15 protein-coding genes are annotated in these 18,441 nt (G+C 63.5%); 5 read left to right on the top strand and 10 right to left on the bottom strand.

The window, feature by feature from the left end; all coding sequences use genetic code 11:
* Positions 1-232 precede the first annotated feature (232 nt).
* Positions 233-1,150 (top strand): hypothetical protein, encoded by a 918-nt coding sequence (locus EN851_RS29225; protein ID WP_135930567.1) that lies wholly within the window; start codon positions 233-235, stop codon positions 1,148-1,150.
* Positions 1,151-1,229: 79 nt separating this feature from the next.
* Here EN851_RS29225 and EN851_RS29220 read toward each other — a convergent pair whose 3' ends face one another.
* The 10 genes from EN851_RS29220 to EN851_RS29175 form a co-directional block, all read right to left on the bottom strand.
* Entirely contained in the window at positions 1,230-2,627 is a 1,398-nt protein-coding gene (locus tag EN851_RS29220; RefSeq protein WP_135930566.1) for an NAD(P)(+) transhydrogenase (Re/Si-specific) subunit beta, read from the bottom strand.
* A 6-nt stretch (positions 2,628-2,633) separates the two neighbouring features.
* Positions 2,634-3,062 (bottom strand): NAD(P) transhydrogenase subunit alpha, encoded by a 429-nt coding sequence (locus tag EN851_RS29215; protein ID WP_189343545.1) that lies wholly within the window; start codon positions 3,060-3,062, stop codon positions 2,634-2,636.
* Positions 3,059-4,336, bottom strand: a complete 1,278-nt coding sequence (locus EN851_RS29210) for a Re/Si-specific NAD(P)(+) transhydrogenase subunit alpha (protein ID WP_135930565.1) — start codon at positions 4,334-4,336, stop codon at positions 3,059-3,061. The genes EN851_RS29215 and EN851_RS29210 overlap by 4 nt, the downstream gene beginning before the upstream one ends.
* Before the next feature lie 87 nt (positions 4,337-4,423).
* Positions 4,424-4,648, bottom strand: a complete 225-nt coding sequence (locus tag EN851_RS29205; protein ID WP_127277793.1) for an aa3-type cytochrome c oxidase subunit IV — start codon at positions 4,646-4,648, stop codon at positions 4,424-4,426.
* Between the two features lie 164 nt (positions 4,649-4,812).
* Entirely contained in the window at positions 4,813-4,962 is a 150-nt protein-coding gene (locus EN851_RS29200; protein ID WP_135930564.1) for a DUF3096 domain-containing protein, read from the bottom strand.
* Positions 4,963-5,104: 142 nt separating this feature from the next.
* A complete protein-coding gene (locus tag EN851_RS29195) occupies positions 5,105-5,794 on the bottom strand; it encodes an acyl-homoserine-lactone synthase (protein WP_245464326.1) in 690 nt (229 codons plus the stop codon).
* A gap of 372 nt (positions 5,795-6,166) precedes the next feature.
* Positions 6,167-8,482 (bottom strand): EAL domain-containing protein, encoded by a 2,316-nt coding sequence (locus EN851_RS29190; protein ID WP_127277792.1) that lies wholly within the window; start codon positions 8,480-8,482, stop codon positions 6,167-6,169.
* 144 nt (positions 8,483-8,626) lie between these two features.
* A complete protein-coding gene (locus EN851_RS29185) occupies positions 8,627-12,115 on the bottom strand; it encodes an indolepyruvate ferredoxin oxidoreductase family protein (protein ID WP_135930563.1) in 3,489 nt (1,162 codons plus the stop codon).
* A gap of 218 nt (positions 12,116-12,333) precedes the next feature.
* Positions 12,334-12,867: a hypothetical protein gene (locus tag EN851_RS29180; RefSeq protein ID WP_127278188.1), complete on the bottom strand. Its 534-nt coding sequence runs from the start codon at positions 12,865-12,867 to the stop codon at positions 12,334-12,336.
* Entirely contained in the window at positions 12,860-13,468 is a 609-nt protein-coding gene (locus tag EN851_RS29175) for a CGNR zinc finger domain-containing protein (RefSeq protein WP_135930562.1), read from the bottom strand. Before EN851_RS29175 ends, EN851_RS29180 begins: the two co-directional genes overlap by 8 nt.
* A gap of 140 nt (positions 13,469-13,608) precedes the next feature.
* Between EN851_RS29175 and EN851_RS29170 the strand changes: the two genes are divergently transcribed.
* From EN851_RS29170 to EN851_RS29155, 4 genes are all read left to right on the top strand, one after another.
* Positions 13,609-14,514, top strand: a complete 906-nt coding sequence (locus EN851_RS29170; protein WP_135930623.1) for a branched-chain amino acid ABC transporter permease — start codon at positions 13,609-13,611, stop codon at positions 14,512-14,514.
* Positions 14,515-14,693: 179 nt separating this feature from the next.
* The gene (locus EN851_RS29165) at positions 14,694-15,278 is read left to right on the top strand and encodes a TRAP transporter small permease subunit (RefSeq protein ID WP_135883735.1); all 585 of its coding nucleotides are present in this window, start codon (positions 14,694-14,696) and stop codon (positions 15,276-15,278) included.
* Positions 15,278-17,065, top strand: a complete 1,788-nt coding sequence (locus EN851_RS29160; RefSeq protein WP_135930622.1) for a TRAP transporter large permease subunit — start codon at positions 15,278-15,280, stop codon at positions 17,063-17,065. The genes EN851_RS29165 and EN851_RS29160 overlap by 1 nt, the downstream gene beginning before the upstream one ends.
* 19 nt (positions 17,066-17,084) lie before the next feature.
* Positions 17,085-18,113 (top strand): zinc-dependent alcohol dehydrogenase family protein, encoded by a 1,029-nt coding sequence (locus EN851_RS29155; protein WP_127278184.1) that lies wholly within the window; start codon positions 17,085-17,087, stop codon positions 18,111-18,113.
* The last annotated feature ends 328 nt before the right edge of the window (positions 18,114-18,441 follow it).

Raw genomic sequence — 18,441 nt, 5'->3', positions numbered from 1 at the left:
GTTTTCGTGAGACAATGAACCGTTCTACGCCGCGCCAGTTTGTTCCATCGCCGGCAAACAAAATCATTTCATAGCCCATCGGAACGGAAGCTCCCGAGAGACATTGTGACAGTATCGATCACAATTTCTCACAAGGAGACATCCATGGGACGCGGCATCTTGCTCTGGTTGCTCGGCATTCCGATTCCGATCATCATCCTCATCATGCTGTTCGTACGGTAGGGGGCCTGAAATGCAGTCCGCCCTATCGGCTGTCAACGTATCCGCTTCGACGGAATCGTCCTCCACCGCGGTCAGCTGGGGACCGATCATTGCCGGCGCCTTCGCGGCCTCGACGCTGACATTCATCCTCATGCTGCTCGGCTCGGGCCTCGGGCTCACTATGGTTTCGCCATGGTCGGGCTCCAGCGCATCGATCACCACCTTCGCGGTGTCCACCGCCGTCTGGCTGGTCATCGTGCAATGGCTTTCCTCCGCTGTCGGGGGCTATTTGGCAGGACGGTTGCGTACCAAATGGGTCGGCATCCACACCGACGAGGTCTATTTCCGGGACACCGCCCACGGCTTTCTCGCCTGGGCGTTGGCCACGCTTCTCGTTGTAGGCGTACTTGGCTCGGCGCTTTCCGCCGCGATTGGATCAGGTGTACAGGCCGCGTCCACCGTGGCTTCGGGAGCCGCCATGGGTGCGTCGGCCGGCGCCTCGGCCAATGCCAACGGCGCATCGGCCGACAATGCGACCTCCTATCTGGTGGATTCGCTGTTCCGGCCGGCCGATCCGGCCAAGCTCGCGGCCGCCAATTCAGGCGATGAAGCCGCGGCAGCCGGGCAGGCCTCACGTATCCTGATCGCCGGTACCGTCGCGGGCGAGGTCTCCGCGGAAGACAAGACCTATCTTGCGCAATTGGTCGCCGCGCGCACCGGCCTTTCCGAGGCTGACGCCAAGACACGTGTCGACGCGGTGCTGGCGAAGGCGCAGGACGCGAAGGTCAAGGCGAAGCAGGCGGCCGACACGGCAAGAAAGGCAAGCGCCACCTTTGCGCTTCTCGGTGCCCTGTCGCTGATCATCGGCGCCTTCATCGCCAGTGCGGCCGCGGCTCTCGGCGGCAGGCAGCGCGATGAAGAGGAAGCCGTTTTCCTGACCAACGGATGAAAGCAAAGCATCAGGACAGCACCAAAGAGCCCGGCATCGACCGGGCTCTTTCTCTATTCGACAGTCAAGATCGGCCGGATCAGTGATCCATCGCCTTGACGATCTCTTCGGTCATCTTCTTGGCGTCGCCGAGCAGCATCATGGTGCCGTCCTTGTAGAACAGCGTGTTGTCGATGCCGGCATAGCCGGAACCGAGCGAGCGCTTGACGAACAGGCAGGTGCGGGCCTTGTCGACGTCGAGGATCGGCATGCCGTAGATCGGGCTGCTCTTGTCATCACGCGCGGACGGGTTGGTGACGTCGTTGGCGCCAATGACATAGGCGACGTCGGCCTGCGCGAATTCGGAGTTGATGTCCTCGAGCTCGAACACTTCGTCGTAAGGCACGTTGGCCTCCGCCAGCAGCACGTTCATGTGGCCAGGCATGCGGCCTGCGACCGGGTGAATGGCGTATTTGACATCGACGCCATTGGCCTTGAGCTTGTCGGCCATTTCGCGCAGCGCGTGCTGCGCCTGCGCAACCGCCATGCCGTAACCCGGCACGATGATGACCTTCTGCGCGTTCATCATCAGGTAAGCGGCATCGTCGGCCGAACCTTGCTTGACGGTGCGCTCGATGCCGTCGTCAGCCGCGGCGGCCGCCTCGCCGCCGAAGCCGCCGAGAATGACCGAGATGAAGCTTCGGTTCATGCCCTTGCACATGATGTAGGACAGGATGGCGCCCGACGAGCCGACCAGTGCGCCGGTGATGATCAGCGCCAGATTGCCGAGCGTAAAGCCTAGAGCCGCCGCTGCCCAGCCCGAATACGAATTCAGCATCGAGACAACGACCGGCATGTCGGCGCCGCCGATCGGGATGATCAGGAGGATGCCGAGCACCAGCGAGGCGGCGACGATCAGCCAGAACACCAGCTTCGATTCCGTACCGACCAGGAGCACGATCAGCACGACCAGGGCGATGCCAAGTGCGGCGTTGATGAAGTGACGGCCGCCGATCATAATCGGCTTGCCGGACATGCGGCCATCGAGCTTGAGGAAGGCAATGACCGAGCCGGTGAAGGTGATGGCGCCTATGGCGACGCCGATGCTCATCTCGATCAAGGCCTGGGCATGGATGTCGCCAGCGGTGCCGATGCCGAAGCTCTCCGGTGCGTAGATGGCGGCGGCCGCCACCATGACGGCGGCGAGGCCGACCAGCGAGTGAAAGGCTGCGACCAGCTGCGGCATCGAGGTCATGGCGATGCGGCGCGCGGTGACGGCGCCCACGCCGCCGCCAATGGCGAGGCCAAGCACGATCAGGCCGAAGCGGCCAGCGGACGGGGTTGCCAGCGCCAGCGTGGTGGCAATGGCGATGCCCATGCCGATCATGCCGTAGAGATTGCCCTGGCGGCTGGTTGTCGGATGCGACAGGCCGCGCAGCGCCATGATGAACAGGACGCCGGAAACCAGGTAGAGGAAGGACGCGAAGTTGGCGTTCATGGCGCTCTACTTGTCCTTCTTCTTGTACATGGCCAGCATGCGCTGGGTGACGAGGAAGCCGCCGAAGATGTTGACCGAGACCAGCATCAGCGCGACGAAGCCGAAGCCTGCGGCAACGCCCGAAGCCGCGATACCGACGGCGAGCAACGCACCGACGACGATGACGGACGAGATGGCGTTGGTGACGGCCATCAGCGGCGTGTGCAAGGCGGGCGTCACCGACCAGACGACATAGTAGCCGACGAAGATCGCCAGCACGAAAATGGCGAAGCGGAAGACGAAGGGATCGATGGCGCCGCCCGACAGCGCGTGCGCGGCATTACCGGCGGCCTCGGTGCCGCCCGGGGCATTGGCCAGGTTCTGCACCGCGAGCCTGACGGCAGCACTTGCCTGGTCGAGTTGATCCAGGGCTTTCTGCAAGGTCTGATCCATCACGCGGTCCCTTTCGGCTTAGACGCGGGCGATTTGGGTGCGGCAGGTTTCTTCGCCGCCGCCTTTTTCGGCGCAGGCGTGGACGCATCGGCGACCAAGGTCGTGGCCCGGATCGCCGCCGGCTCGACATAGGGCTGCTGGTCCGCCTTGGCGAAGGCCGGGTGAACGACCTTGCCGCCATCGGTCAGCATCGTCGCCTTGACCAGGTCGTCGTCGCGGTTGATGGCAAGCGTCTTGGTCGTCTTGTCGACCAGCGTCTCGAGGAAGGCGAACAGGTTCTTCGCGTAGAGCAGCGAGGCGGATGCGGCGACACGGCCGGGCACATTGAGGTGGCCGACGATCTTCACATTGTTGGCGGTGGTGACGATCTTGCCTGGCTCGGCACCCTCGACATTGCCGCCGCGCTCGACAGCGAGATCGACCAGCACCGAGCCCGGCTTCATCGAGGCGACCATGGCGGCGGAGACGAGCTTCGGCGCCGGCCGTCCCGGGATCAGCGCCGTGGTGATGACGATGTCCTGCTTGGCGATGTGCTCGGCGGTGAGTGCCGCCTGCTTGGCCTGGTATTCCCTGGACATTTCCTTGGCGTAGCCGCCGGCGGTCTCGGCGGCCTTGAACTCCTCGTCCTCGACCGCCAGGAATTTTGCGCCGAGCGAGGCGACCTGTTCCTTGGCGGCGGGGCGCACATCGGTGGCGGTGACGACGGCACCGAGACGGCGCGCGGTGGCGATCGCCTGCAGCCCGGCGACGCCGACGCCCATGATGAACACTTTTGCTGCAGGCACGGTGCCCGCCGCCGTCATCATCATCGGCAGCGCCCGGTCATATTCCGACGCACCGTCGATCACCGCCTGGTAGCCGGCAAGATTGGCCTGCGACGACAACACGTCCATCGATTGCGCGCGGGTGATGCGCGGCATGAACTCCATCGAGAAGGCGGTGACGCCGGCCCTGGCCAAGGCCGCGACAGCGGCATCGTTGCCGTAGGGATCCATGATGGCGATCACCGCGGCGCCAGCTTTGTAACTCTTCAGCTCGGCGTCCGTTGGCCGGCGAACCTTCAGCACGACATCGGCCTTGGCGACATCCGAGGCCTTGCCGATAACGGCACCTGTCTTGGCGAATTCTTCGTCGGGGATGCGCGATCTCGTGCCGGCGCCGGCTTCGACGATGACGTCGAAACCCAGGCCCGCCAGCCGCTTCACCGTATCGGGCGATGCCGCGACGCGCGGCTCGTTCGCATCGAGCTCACGAGGGATGAAAACCGTCTGTCCCACCGCATGATCCTTTCGGCTGGAACCTGTCTGCGCGACGTGTCGACCGGGATGTCCGGCTACGTCAACCGCAAGAGGGTTTTGGAAGGTCTATCGCAGAATGAAGGCGCCGACGGCCATGATCAGCACGAACAGGATGGTCGCCGAAAAAAAGCCGCCCGCGAAGAAGCCGAAAGCCATCGCCAGAAGCAGAGCGCCGCAGAAGAGCGAGCCATATTTGGCCAGCGCCAGAAAGCCCGCATAGGTACGGTCATGCTCGGCATAGTCCATCTTCGCGCCCAGTTCTACAGGACCGGTCGGCGTGTGCTCAGCCATAGGAATACCCCTTCGAAGACATCTTTCAGGCACATACCGAAAAGCTGGGCGCAGAGCAATGGCGCTATTGCCGCATCGCAGCCGACAACTGCCTCAAGGGAAAATTGAAACTGGCTGCCGATGCCGGGCAATCGGCGGCTTTGCGGCACGCTTGACCTGCTGTCTCAGCCGGCCAGATGCGGAAACAGGCCCAGCAGTCCAACGACAATCAGATAGAGCGCGACGATGTAGTTCAGCAGCCGTGGCATGATGAGGATCAGCACGCCGGCAATCAGCGACATGAGCGGCGTGAGGGCCAGCGAGTGGATGGTCATGACCGTATTCCTTCCCACGAACAATGCGTCACGCCCGGGGCGAACGCCCGTTGGGCAGAATTGCGGCGATACTCGATGGCGATGCCGCTACTCATAACGGCAGATCCGCGGGAAAGGTTCATGATGCCAGGAAGGCGCCCGTTCAGGCAGCGTCGCGATAGTATTTCGCCGTCGGTACGATGGACAGCGGCGTCAGCCGGTTGATGGCCGGATTAGCGAACATCATCCGCTGCTCCACCGCCGTCGACTTAAAGAACGGGAACCGTTCGAGTGTCTGGCGCAAGTTCTCGCCGCAGGGGATTTCGAACAGAGCGATCGGCGCAAGAACACCCGGGAACACCTTGCCCTCTGTCCTCTGAATGGCATGGAAGATGCGAGCATAGTAAGCGGAATGCTCGATCTTGATCGGCGTAAGCACTGCCGTAAGGTTGAAGTAACTGGCGGCCACCATGCCAAGCCTGAGCGTCAGAAAAGGCAGGACTCCGGGCGCGGGCGCACTGTCGGCATCGGTTGCGAAGCGAGTCCCGTCGATGAATGTCTCTCCGCGGGCAAGCCGCTCGGTTAATATTTCCGGATAGGCGTCGACGGACGGCGAATGAGGGTGCTCTCGGGAAATGTAGTGGAGCCGTAGTGTGCTGACCAGGTGTCCATCGAAGTAGACGCCGAACCGATAGGAATTCGGCAGATTGTCCCAGCGATCCTCGAACATCCCGCTGGCGATCGGGCCGCACATGCCCGATTGCAGGTAGGAATGATAGCGAAGGCGGTAGATCGCCTCCAGATCCTCGCCTCCAGTGATGAGACGATAGTCGACATGCTCCAGCAATTGCATGATCGAATGGTTTAGCGCCGACCCAGCATTTGCGCCGGCGCCAGCCCGCGCATCGTTTCTTGCAGCATCCATTCTCAAGTCCTCGTATCCGCCTCTGAACAGGCTATTCGAGTTGAAATGAGACACAAGCCGAAAATTCGACCCTACCAATTTACCACTTGTTAACCTTAACGACCCGAGATTCTGGCGGCAGAGTGGTGTTGGCTAAAGGAGCAGTTTTGGCGTCCAGATCCAAGTTCGCGTGAAAACTACTGAGCGCTTTGCTTGGAATTGTTCCAAGTCACTGCCAAATATGCTGGTTCGTACGAGCCCGCCACACGATCCAAGCAACGCACATTATTGACTTCGATGGGCGGGAATTTGCGGCGAAAGCTAGCCGGCTGTGCGCTTGGCGGCGAGACGCAGATCCGCGGCAAATGGCCAGGTGACGTTCGACATCGTCTCGATACCCGACGCGCTGAGCGCTGCGCCGAACAGGAAGCCCTGGACAAGATCCGGCTTCACCGAATGCATCAAGACCTTAAGCTGCTCGAATGTCTCCACGCCTTCGATGGTGACGGTAAGCCCCAGGATACGGGTCAGATCGACGACGCCCTTCAACAGCTCGAGTGAGCGCGGATTGTGGGTGATGTCCATCACGAACGACCGGTCGATCTTGATCTTGTCGAGTGGAAGCTTATGGAGATAGCTCAGGCTTGAATAGCCGGTGCCGAAATCGTCGAGGGCGATGCGGACGCCGAGCTGCTTCAGTTCCTCGATATATTGGCGGGTCAAGGACTTGTCGTCGAGCAGCGCGGTTTCCGTGACTTCGATTTCTAGGCGGCCGGCGGCGAGGCCGGAGTTCGCCAACGCATCGCGCACCTTCTGGATGACGTCGCGGCTGCGGAAATCCCTGGCCGAGAGATTGACCGAGACGCTGGTCTGGTCAGGCCATTTGGCGCATTCGGTGCAAGCCGCATGCAGCACGAAGGTGCTGATTTCGGAAATGATGCCCATCTCCTCGGCCAGCGGAATGAATATGCTGGGCGAAATCGGTCCGAGATCGGGATGGTCCCAGCGGCAGAGCGCCTCGCAGCTGGCGATGCGCATGGTGTTCATCGCCACGATCGGCTGGTAGACGACCCGCAGGTCCCTGCTTTCCACGGCACTGCGCAGATCCGCCTTCATCAGCTGGCGGTTGCGGAACGCGGCGTCCATCGCCGCCTCGAACAGCCGCCAACCGTTCTTGCCGAGCTCCTTGGCCTTGTAGAGCGCCAGGTCCGCCTTGACGATCATGGCGTCGACATCGGTCCCGCCGACCTTGGACAGCACCGCGCCGGCGCTGGCCTGGATCCGCAACCCGTGGCCCGCGACGTCGACCTCTCCCTGCAGCTCGGCGAAAATCCGGTCGAGCAGGCTCTCCAGGTGGCTCTCATCATCGATGCGGTCGAAGAACAGCATGAACTCATCGCCACCGAAGCGGCTGACGGTAAGGCCTTGCCCGGCGATGGCCGCCAGGCGATCGGCGACGGCGTAAATCAGCCCGTCGCCGACAGGATGTCCGAGCGTGTCGTTGACGCTCTTGAAATCGTCGAGGTCGATCACGGCGAGGCCGCACAGGCGGTCGCGGTCGCCGGAGGCCATCAGTTCGCCGACCAGTTCGTGGAAATAGGCACGGTTGGGAAGGCCGGTGAGATTGTCGTAGCGCGCCATGAACCGGATCTTTTCCTCCGCTTCGACGCGCGCCGTAACATCCTCGAAGGTGATCACGCCGAGTTCCTGGCTGCCTTCGCGCGCGGAGAATTCGTAATGCTGGCCGTTGGCGAGCGAAACAAGCACCTTGCGGTCCCTGCCCTCGCGCAGGGCGCGAGTCAGCTGCGCCTCGACATAGCGGCAGTCCTTCGGCGCCAGCATACCGCCGGCGACGCCGCGCATCAGAAGGCCGTGGATGGAACGCCCGAGCAGCGCGTCGGCCGATTTCAGCGACATCAGATGAGCGGCCTCGGCATTGGCGACCGCGACACGCCCGTCAGGGCCGAGCATGACTAGGCCGTGCGACATGGTGTTGAGCGCGCGGTCGAACCTGCGCGTTATGCTTTTCGCCTGCTGGTGGCCGATGACCGCGGAAAAAAGCACATTGCGAACATGGTCGGCGCTGTTGATGGTAATGAACGTCATCGGGAAGATCATCAGACCGAGGACGACAGACGGGGCATCCTGACGCAGCAGGAGCGCAACTGCCATCGGACCGATGAAGGTTACGGAAAAAATCCGCACCATGCGCGGAGAACCGTAGTTGCGGGCGACAACCGTGACCAGGGTTGCCAACGTCAGCGACATCGCCGCCAGTTCGGCGAATGGGTCGGGATACACATAGATCGACACGAAGCACAGCGCACCCAAACCGAGGCCCTGCAAGCAGCCTTTGAAGATGTAGCTGCGCTCCAATCGGTGTGCGTGTTCGACATCGGCAATCATGCCGCCGGTCTTCAGGAAGCTGCGAATACCGAAATAACGGAGAAGGCTGATCGGCAGTAGAATAAAAGAAAAGGCCAGAAACAACAGATTTTGCGTGCGCTGATAAATCATGAATCCGAGGATCCAGTAGCACGCGCCACCGATCACCAACATGTGCGCGTTGTCGAACAACGACCGCACAAATTGGATATAAACATCCGCGGGGATGCTTTCGGTCTTTGTTTTGCCCATATGGTCGGCCCAACGCTAGGCCTTGTCATGCCACAACCGCCTTAAGAAAGGCTTAGAACAGGGGGTTAAGCAACGGCTTCGGTCCGCCTGCCAAGGCGAGAGGGGCTTACAGCCCGAAAAAGGCTTTGAACATTGGTGGAGGAATCACTCAGCGGCACTGAGAACCGATATCGGCATCGTTTGGGTCAGCCGCTGGAGCAACCTGCGGCGCTCGCCCGCCGCCTTTTCGGCGCTTGCCCGCCGGACATGGCCGTAGCCGCGGATCAGCGCCGGGACCGAGACCAGGGCTGTCGCGGCCTCGATCTTGCCCGGCGCCAGCGAGTTGGCCACGAGCTGCAGATCGGCTTCGTACTGTGCAAGCAACTGCCGCTCCATGCGCCGTTCGGCGGTGTAGCCGAACAGATCGAAAGCAGTGCCGCGCAGACCCTTCATCGCCGCCAGCACGCGTAAACCCTTCATCATCCAGGGGCCGAAGCTCGATTTCCTCGGTTTGCCGTCATTGCCGCGACGCCCCATGATCGGCGGCGCGAGATGAAATTCGAGCTTCTCGTAGCTCTGGAACTGCTTGCCAAGCTCGGCGGCGAAGGAGCCGTCGGTGTAAAGCCGCGCCACCTCGTATTCGTCCTTGATCGCCATCAGCTTGAACAGGCTTTTGGCCGCGGCCTCGGTCACATCGGTCGAACCCGGCATGGCCTTCGTTTCCGCCGCTCGCAGCGTCGAAATCCTGTCGGCGTAGCGCTTGCCGTAAGCAGCACTCTGATAGGCGGCGAGGAAGGCGACACGGCGGGCGATGATCTCGTCGAGCGTCTCAGCGACCGAAGCGGCCTGTCCGGCCTTGTCGGCGAAGCCCGGCTGGGCGACGAGGCCGCGCACGAAATCCGGCTGATGCGCCGCGCGGCGGCCCCAGCGGAAGGCGGCGATATTCATCGCCACCGCTTCGCCGTTCAATTCGATAGCCTTTTCAACAGCTTCGGCCGAGAGGGGCAGACCGCCGTGCTGGAAGGCAAAGCCGAGCATGAACATATTGGCGCCGAGCGAATTGCCGAACAGTGCGGTGGCGGTGCGGGTGGCGTCGAAGAAATGCGCCTTGTCGTCACCGGCGGCGGACCGGATCGCCTTCTTCAGGCGCTCGACCGGCAGCGAGAAATCGGCCGATCGGGCAAATTCGCCCGGCATGATCTCGGCGGTGTTGGCAAGGAAGATCGTATGACCCTCGCGCACCGCGGTCAGCACCTTCTTGGCGCCCGACACGACGAGATCGCAGCCAAGCACGAGGTCGGCCTTCCCCGCCGAAACGCGGATGGCATTGATGTCTTCCGGTGTGCGGGCGATGCGGACATGGGTGAAGACCGAGCCGCCCTTCTGGGCGAGGCCGGCCATGTCGATCATGCCGCAGCCCTTGTCCTCCAGATGCGCCGCCATGCCAAGGACGGCGCCGATGGTGACGACGCCGGTGCCGCCGACGCCATCGATGATCGCCGCCCAGCCCTCGACGCCCAGCGGGAATTCGGCTGGTGTCGGCACGCCTTCAAGCGGGTCGGTCCCGCCGGCCAGGCCTTCGGCCTTGCGGATCTTGGCACCGTGCACGGTGACGAAGGACGGGCAGAAGCCGTTGACGCAGGAGAAGTCCTTGTTGCAGCTCGACTGGTCGATCTTGCGCTTGCGGCCGAATTCGGTCTCCACCGGCTGGATCGAGACGCAGTTCGACTGCACGCCGCAATCGCCGCAGCCTTCGCAGACCAGTTCGTTGATGAAAACGCGCTTGTCGGGGTCGGGAAAGGTGCCGCGCTTGCGGCGGCGGCGCTTTTCGGCGGCGCAGGTCTGGTCGTAGAGCAGGATCGACACACCCTTGACGTCGCGCAACTCGCGCTGGACGAGGTCGAGGTCGTCGCGATGATGAATGGTGGCGCCGGCCGGAAACTCGGCCTTGCCCGCATATTTGTCGGGTTCGTCGGTGACGACAGCGATGCGGTCGACGCCCTCTGCCCGCACCTGCCTGGCGATCATGTCCACGGTCAGCCCGCCCTCATGCGGCTGGCCGCCGGTCATGGCGACGGCGTCGTTGTAGAGAATCTTGTAGGTGATGTTGGCTTCGCTCGACAGGGCGAAGCGGATCGCCAGCGTGCCGGAATGGTTGTAGGTGCCGTCGCCGAGATTCTGGAAGATGTGGTCGCGCCTGGAGAACGGCGCCTGGCCGACCCATTGCGCGCCCTCGCCGCCCATGGCGGTGAAGCCGAGCGTGTTGCGGTCCATCCACAGCGCCATGAAGTGGCAGCCGATACCGGCGGCGGCGATCGAGCCATCAGGTACCTTGGTCGAGGAATTGTGCGGACAACCCGAACAGAAGAAGGGCGTGCGCGAGCCGATGTCGGTGGCGTCCGCCAGCATCGCCTGGAATTGGCGCAGCTTGGCGACCCTTGCCGAAATCTCCTCGGACGGGCCGATGGTCTTCACGATCCTCTCGCCGAGCGCTATGGCGATCTCGTTGGGGTCCAGCGCGCCCTTGGCCGGGAACAGCCAGTCGCCGCGCTCGTCCTTCTTGCCGACAATGACCGGCGGCGAGGCCGTGCCATAAAGGCTCTCGCGCAGCTGCACCTCGATCAGCGAGCGCTTCTCCTCGACGACGACGATGGTGTCGAGACCGCGGGCGAACTCGGAAATGTGCTGCAGGTCTAGCGGCCAGGGGCAGCCGACCTTGAACAGCCGCACGCCGATGCGGTTGGCTCCCGCCTCGTCGATGCCGATATCCTCCAGCGCCTGGCGGACGTCGAGATAGCTCTTGCCCAGCGTGATGATGCCTAGCTTCGGATTGCGGCCGCCCGAATAGACGATCCTGTTCAGCCCATTGGCATGGATGAAGGCGGAAGCCGCGGCACGCTTATGCTCATGCAGCCGCTCCTCCTGGCCGAGCATGTCGATCTCGTGGCGGATGTTGAGGCCGCCCGGCGGCATGTCGAAATCCGGGACGACGATCTTCAACCGTTCGAGCGAGGCATCGACCGAAGCCGTCGATTCGATGTTGTCCTTGACGCATTTTATCGCCGCCCAGGTGCCGGCAAAGCGCGACATGGCAAAGCCATAGAGGCCGTAGTCGATGATCTCCTGGACACCGGCCGGGTTGAGGATCGGCACCATGGTATCGACGAAGAGGAATTCGGTGGCGTGCGCATTGGTCGAGGATTCGGCCATGTGGTCATCGCCCATGAGCGCAAGGACGCCGCCATGTTTCGACGAGCCGGCGAGATTGGCGTGGCGGAACACGTCGCCCGAACGGTCGACGCCCGGCCCCTTGCCGTACCAGACCGAAAAGACCCCATCATGGGTGCCCTCGCCCAGCAGCTCCGTCTGCTGCGAGCCCCAGCAGGCGGTGGCGGCCAGCTCTTCGTTGAGGCCGGGCTGGAAGACGATGTCGGCCCCGGCGAGCTGCTTTTTCGCCTTCCACAGCTGCATGTCGAGGCCGCCGAGCGGCGAGCCGCGATAGCCGGAGACGAACCCTCCCGTGTTCAAGCCAGCGCGGCGGTCGCGCTCGCGCTGCATCAGGAGCATGCGGATGACCGCCTGCGCGCCGGACAGGAAGATGCGCTCCTTCCCGAGATCGAACTTGTCGTCGAGCGCGACATCATGCAGCGTCATCAGGCATTTCCTCTGCGAAGGCCGCGCGGGGCAGCGGCCAACGTCGGGATCGGATGACGTATCCTTTCTTCCCTTGCAAGGCAGGTCAAACAAAATCGAAAGGACCAGCCAACGCGCAACAAACAGTCCGGCGGGATGGTGGACCGCGCATGAAAGCGTGCGCCGACAGCGCGACGGCGCACGAAAATTCCAGACGAAATCGATGCCGTCGGAAGGTGTCAGCCGGCTTTCGAGCAGTCCGGCTTCGGCTCGCCGGGCAGCTTGCCGTCGGGATGGCCGACGAGATCGGGATTGGCCGTATAGAGCTGGTCGATGACCAGCGGCCGGTCGGGCAGGATCGACTGATCTTCCGTCGACATCAGCGTGGTGTCGATGGTCTGCAGGACCGCACCATCGGCGCCCTTGATGCTGATGGCGATGGCATAGGGTTTGTTCTTGACGACGCAGGTCAGCGCCGGGCTCTCCAGGCTCACCTTGTCGAGCTTCGGCCAGACCTTCTGCTCGACCACGAATGGATCACCTCCGGCGGGGTTCTGGAAGCTGGCAACCGCCACCTGGCCCTCGCCCATCGGCTGCAGGGGCCGCAGCGTCACGACATAGGTCGCCCGGGCGAGGCGGTAGTTGAAGACGAATATCTTGCCGGAAACCTCGAACAGCTTGCCTTCGCCGCCGGTATCGCGACAGGCGCCGAGGGCCGCGGCGGCAATCAGCATGGCGCCGGCAGCGAGCGAACGTGAAAATCCTCTAGGCATTCCTGACCTCATTGGCCGCCATGTGGCGGCGATAGTGACGGCTCGCCTTCTGCCTGTTGCCGCACACCGCCATGTCGCACCAAAGGCGGCTGGAATTGCGGCTTCTGTCGACAAACAGCCAGGTGCAGTTGGGGCAGATCCTGAGCCTTGCGACCGTGTCATCGCGCAACAGAGAAAGGGCTGAAACCGCCAGCGCCGCCTCGAAGGCGATCGGCGTCGCCGGATCGCCGAACGGCCGTCCCGGCGCCCCAATCTCGGTCCGGCCGGCAGCCAGGCCGTCTGCACAGGCCCGCAGGAACTCGGGCAGGTCGGCGGTGGAAACCGCGCCCTTCGACACCGCGCCTCGAAACAGCCGGTCGGTCGTCTCGCGGATCGACAGCACGATGGGCGCGATTGCCACCGGCGAGGACACCGCCAACCGCCTGTCGCCAAGCTCGGCGGCGCGAAAGCCGCTGGCAGCGTCGGCGAAGCGGGCGATTTCCCCCGGATCGTCGAAGCGGTCGAAGGTGCGCTCCGGATCGCCGCGCAGCACGACGGTATTCGCGGTGTCGAGCGCGAGCAGGCCGCCGGTAAACCGATGTGGGGTCCAGGCAACTGTCATTCCTGGAAATCTAACCGATAAATCGCGTTTGACAAGTTAGATTCGCCGATGCAAACCTCACATGCGCACGGTATCGTCGCCTTTGCCCGATCCGCTCTTGGCGAGATGCTCCGGGCGAGATGCTTCTGGTGTTGTCGAGCATGCTCTATTTCTTCCAGCAGGTGCTGAACGGGCTGCATTCGGGCGCGCTCTATGCCCTGCTCGCCTTCGGCTATGTGCTGACCAACGGCATCCTGCACCGCACCAACCTTGCCTATGGCGCGCTGTTTGCCTTCTGCGGCCAGGCAATGATCCTGAGCGTCGCCTTCGCCTACCAGGTGCTGTGGCTGACGCTGTTGGCCTCGGTGCTGTTCGGCGTCGTCGCGGCGTTCCTCTATGCCGCGCTCATCAGCCATGTCCTGTCGCGGAGCGTCTTTGAACCGTTGGCCGACCGCTCGCCCAACGCCATCGTGGTGACGACGCTCGGCATCCTGCTCGTGCTTTCGGAAGCGAGCCGCATCGCCGCCGACACGCACGATCTGTGGCTGCCGCCAATGTTGGCCGAGCCCATCGTTTTCGCCGAAAGCTCCGGCTTCATGGCGACGCTGACGCTGATCCAGGTGCTCGACTGCGCCGTGGTCCTGGCGGCGGTCGCACTCGCTACATGGGCGTTTGCCCGCTCAAACTTCGGCCGGTGCTGGCGTGCCGTCTCCGACGACCCCAGGGCCGCCGCCCTGTGCGGCGTCGACGTGCGCGGCGTGTTCCGGCGTGCCGTGCTGTTCGGCGGCTTCTGCGCCGCGCTGGCCGGGGTCATGGCCAGCCTCTATTACGGCAATGTCAGCTTCGGTTCCGGCCTTGTCTATGGCCTGAAGATCCTGTTCGTGACCGCTGTCGGCGGCTATCTCTCGCCGCCACGGGCCGCGCTGGGCGCGGCCGCTTTCGGCATGGCCGAATCACTGTGGGCCGGCTATTTCCCGGTCGAATGGCGCGATGCGTGGATGTATCTGTTCCTGGTGGCCATGCTGATCCTGATCGGCGCCGGCCGCGACACCGGCAAGGTCGTCTGAGCCCATCAGACTTTGGTTGCATGACGTTTCGTCAGGCTGCGGTTTTCCACCGTGCCGCAAGGGCTGATTGCCTGCATCCGTCCTCCTCGTGTTGACCAACCGGACCACGCACTGCATACCGTTGGGCCACGCGACGCGACGAAAAAGGGGGATCGCGTCACCGCATCAGGGAGGAATGCATGGCAGGGCTGCTTGCTCTATCCAGGGTCATTGACCGCGCCAACGAATTCATCGGCAAATCGGTATCCTGGCTGATCCTGCTGGCGATCCTGGTGAGCGCCGCCAACGCCGTCATCCGCAAGGTCTTCGACATTTCGTCGAACGCATGGCTGGAGCTGCAATGGTACCTGTTCGGCGCGGCGTTCATGCTGGCTGCCGCCTATACGCTGAAGCAGAACGAGCATATCCGCATCGACATCGTCTACGGCCTGTTTTCGCGCCGCGTGCAGCACTGGATCGATCTTCTCGGCCACATCCTGTTCCTGATGCCGTTCGTGACGCTGATGGTGTTCTATTTCGTGCCCTACGTACGGCTGTCGTTTCATAGCGGCGAGATGTCGACCAACGCCGGCGGCCTGATCGTGTGGCCGGCCAAGGCCATCCTGCTGGTCGGCTTTTTCCTGCTCGCGCTGCAGGGCATTTCCGAGATCATCAAGAAGATCGCCATCATGCGCGGCGTCATGGATGATCCCAACCCGTTCATTTCCGTGCACGAACAGGCCGAACTCGAAGCCAAGGCGCTCGCCGAAGAGGTGCGCTCGTGATGGAGTTCATCGCCCAGAACATGGCGCCGATCATGTTCGCCTCGCTGATCCTGTTCATGCTGATCGGCTATCCCGTCGCCTTTTCGCTTGCCGCCAACGGCCTGATGTTCTTCTTCATTGGCGTGCTTTTGACGCCCTATTCGGGCGGCGCGATCAATCTCGCCTGGCCCCTGCTCTATGCGCTGCCGGACAATTTCTACGGCAGCCGGGTGATGTCGAACGACACGCTGCTGGCCATCCCGTTCTTCACCTTCATGGGCATCGTGCTCGAGCGATCCGGCATGGCCGAGGACCTGCTCGACACGATCGGCCAGCTGTTCGGACCGATCCGCGGCGGCCTCGCCTATGCCGTGATCTTCGTCGGCGCGCTGCTCGCTGCAACGACCGGCGTGGTGGCGGCGTCAGTCATCGCCATGGGGCTGATCTCGCTGCCGATCATGCTGCGTTATGGTTATGACCGCCGGGTGGCGTCCGGTGTCATCGCGGCGTCGGGTACGCTCGCGCAGATCATTCCGCCGTCGCTGGTGCTGATCGTCCTCGCCGACCAGCTCGGCCGCTCGGTGGGTGACATGTATGCCGGCGCCCTGATCCCCGGCCTGGTGCTGACCGGCCTTTACACGCTCTACATCGTGATCATGTCGATCGTGCGGCCAAAGTCGATGCCGGCCCTGCCGCTCGAGGCGCGGACTCTCGGCCATGGCGTGGTGTCCCTGCTGATCGCGTTGGTAGTGGCCGTGGCGATCGCTTATGCCGCCTACCATTACCTGGTGCCCGCTCATGGCGACAATGCCGACATTCTCGGCGCGGCCGTCGGCGTCATCTTCATCTACGTCGTCGCGATTCTCGACCGCAGCCTGAACATCAACATGATGTCGCGGCTGGCGCAGCAGGTCGTGATCGTGCTGATCCCGCCACTGGCGCTGATCTTCCTGGTGCTCGGCACCATCTTCCTCGGCATCGCCACCCCAACCGAGGGCGGTGCCATGGGCGCGGTCGGCGCGCTGGCGATGGCGGCGATGAAGGGCCGGCTGTCGATGGACGTGATCAAGCAGGCGCTGGCCTCGACGACGCGGCTGTCGTCCTTCGTGCTGTTCATCCTGATCGGCGCGCGGGTGTTCTCGCTGACCTTCTATGGGGTCAACGGCCAGATCTGGGTCGAGCATCTCTTGACCTCACTGCCGGGCGGCGAAGTCGGCTTCCTGATCGGCGTCAACATCCTCGTCTTCTTCCTCGCCTTCTTCCTCGATTTCTTCGAACTGGCCTTCATCATCGTGCCGCTGCTGGCGCCGGCCGCCGACAAGCTCGGCATCGACCTGATCTGGTTCGGCGTGCTCCTGGGCGTCAACATGCAGACCAGTTTCATGCACCCGCCCTTCGGCTTCGCGCTGTTCTACCTGCGCTCAGTCGCCGCCCGCGTGCCTTATCTCGACCGCCTGACCGGTAAGCAGATCGCGCCGGTAACGACGGGGCAGATCTATTGGGGCGCGGTGCCGTTCGTCTGCATCCAGGTCATCATGATCGGCCTGACCATCGCCTTCCCGCAAATGGTGATGCGCTACAAGGGCACGGCCGTCGATTCCGGCACGATCGACTACCAGGTGCCAGCAGCGCCCGGCCTGTCGCCGCTCGGCGCGCCGGAAGGTGGCGGCGCTCCTGCCAATGGCGGCGGCGCACCGGCCGCGCCCGGCACGCCCGACCTGTCGCAGCCGCCGAGCTTTGGCGATGCACCGCCGGCCAAGCCGACGACACCGACGCCGGACCTGTCGCAGCCGCCGAATTTCAACTGAGCTCGGAGGGGAAGACGCCATGAAAGCCGTGCGGTTGGAGAGAGTGGGCGGCATCGCGCTGCGCGAGGTCGCCAAGCCGGTTCCCGGTCCGGACGAGCTTCTGGTGCGGATCGAGGCCTGCGGTGTCTGCGGCACCGACCGGCATCTTTTCCACGGCGAATTCCCTTGCAGGCCGCCTGTGACGCCCGGGCACGAGTTCGCCGGCATCATCGAGGCCGTCGGTAATGCGGTCTCCGGCTTTGCCGTCGGCGACCGGGTCACTGGCGATCCCAACATCGCCTGCGGACGGTGCCCGCATTGCCATGCCGGCCGGGTCAATCTGTGCCGCAATCTCAACGCCATCGGCATCCATCGCGACGGCGGCTTTGCCGACTATGTGGTGATGCCGCAAAAACAGGCTTTCATCCTGCCCGCCGATCTGCCGCCGACACATGGCGCGTTCTGCGAGCCGCTTGGCTGCTGCCTGCACGGTGCCGACCTTGCCGAGATCAAGCCTGGCAGTTCGGTTGTCGTGCTCGGCGGCGGCGTGATCGGCCTGCTAACGGTGCAGCTGGCTCGGCTCGCCGGGGCCACCACCATCATCCTGTCGACAAGGCAAGCCTCGCGCCGCGCGCTTGCGAGGGAACTCGGCGCGACGGCGACGGTCGATCCCACAGCCGCCGATGTGATCGATGCCATCGCCGGACGGGCGGGACTGATGCCCGGCGGCGCCGACGTGGTGTTCGAATGCGCCGGCGTGCGCGACACCGTCGAGCAGTCGATGCGGCTGGCAAGGGCCGGCGGCACCGTCGTCATCGTCGGCGTGACGCCGCAAGGCATGAAGGCGGAATTCGAGCCCTTCGACCTCCTGTTCCGGGAACTGAAGGTACTGGGCTCGTTCCTCAATCCCTATACCCATCGCCGCGCCGCCGAGCTCATCGCGTCGGGCGCGATCGAGATCGACCGGCTGATCTCCAGGCAGGTGTCGCTGGAAGAGGCGCCTGGTGTGATCGCCAATCCGCCCGCGCCGGGCGAGGTCAAGGTGCTGGTGGTGCCAGGCCTGGGCTGAAGTGCGGTCCTTCATCTTGCAACGTTGGCGATTGGCGAAACCGTCGATGACAGCTTCCCTCTCCCCGTCCCTATACGGGGAGAGGATGCCGGCAGGCAGGTGAGGGGCGGCGCCAATGCTGAATTGATAAGATGCGCGGTTGGGCTTGCGCCGAGGGCGTTCAATCGCCGAAGCCGGCGCTGCCCCTCATCCCGCTGCCGGTGTCCAGCCGATAGATGGGTAACAGATTGAACCGGATACATAGGTAACAGTTCTCCCCCTATGCATCCGCCGCAGCGCCAAGCGGTTTGGTTGGCGCGGCGCTGCGGCGGACGAGCTTCATACGTCT

It is taken from the genome of Mesorhizobium sp. M8A.F.Ca.ET.208.01.1.1 (assembly GCF_004791315.1).
In the GTDB taxonomy this organism is placed as follows: Bacteria; Pseudomonadota; Alphaproteobacteria; order Rhizobiales; family Rhizobiaceae; genus Mesorhizobium.
This window is presented reverse-complemented; position numbering and strand designations above follow the sequence as displayed.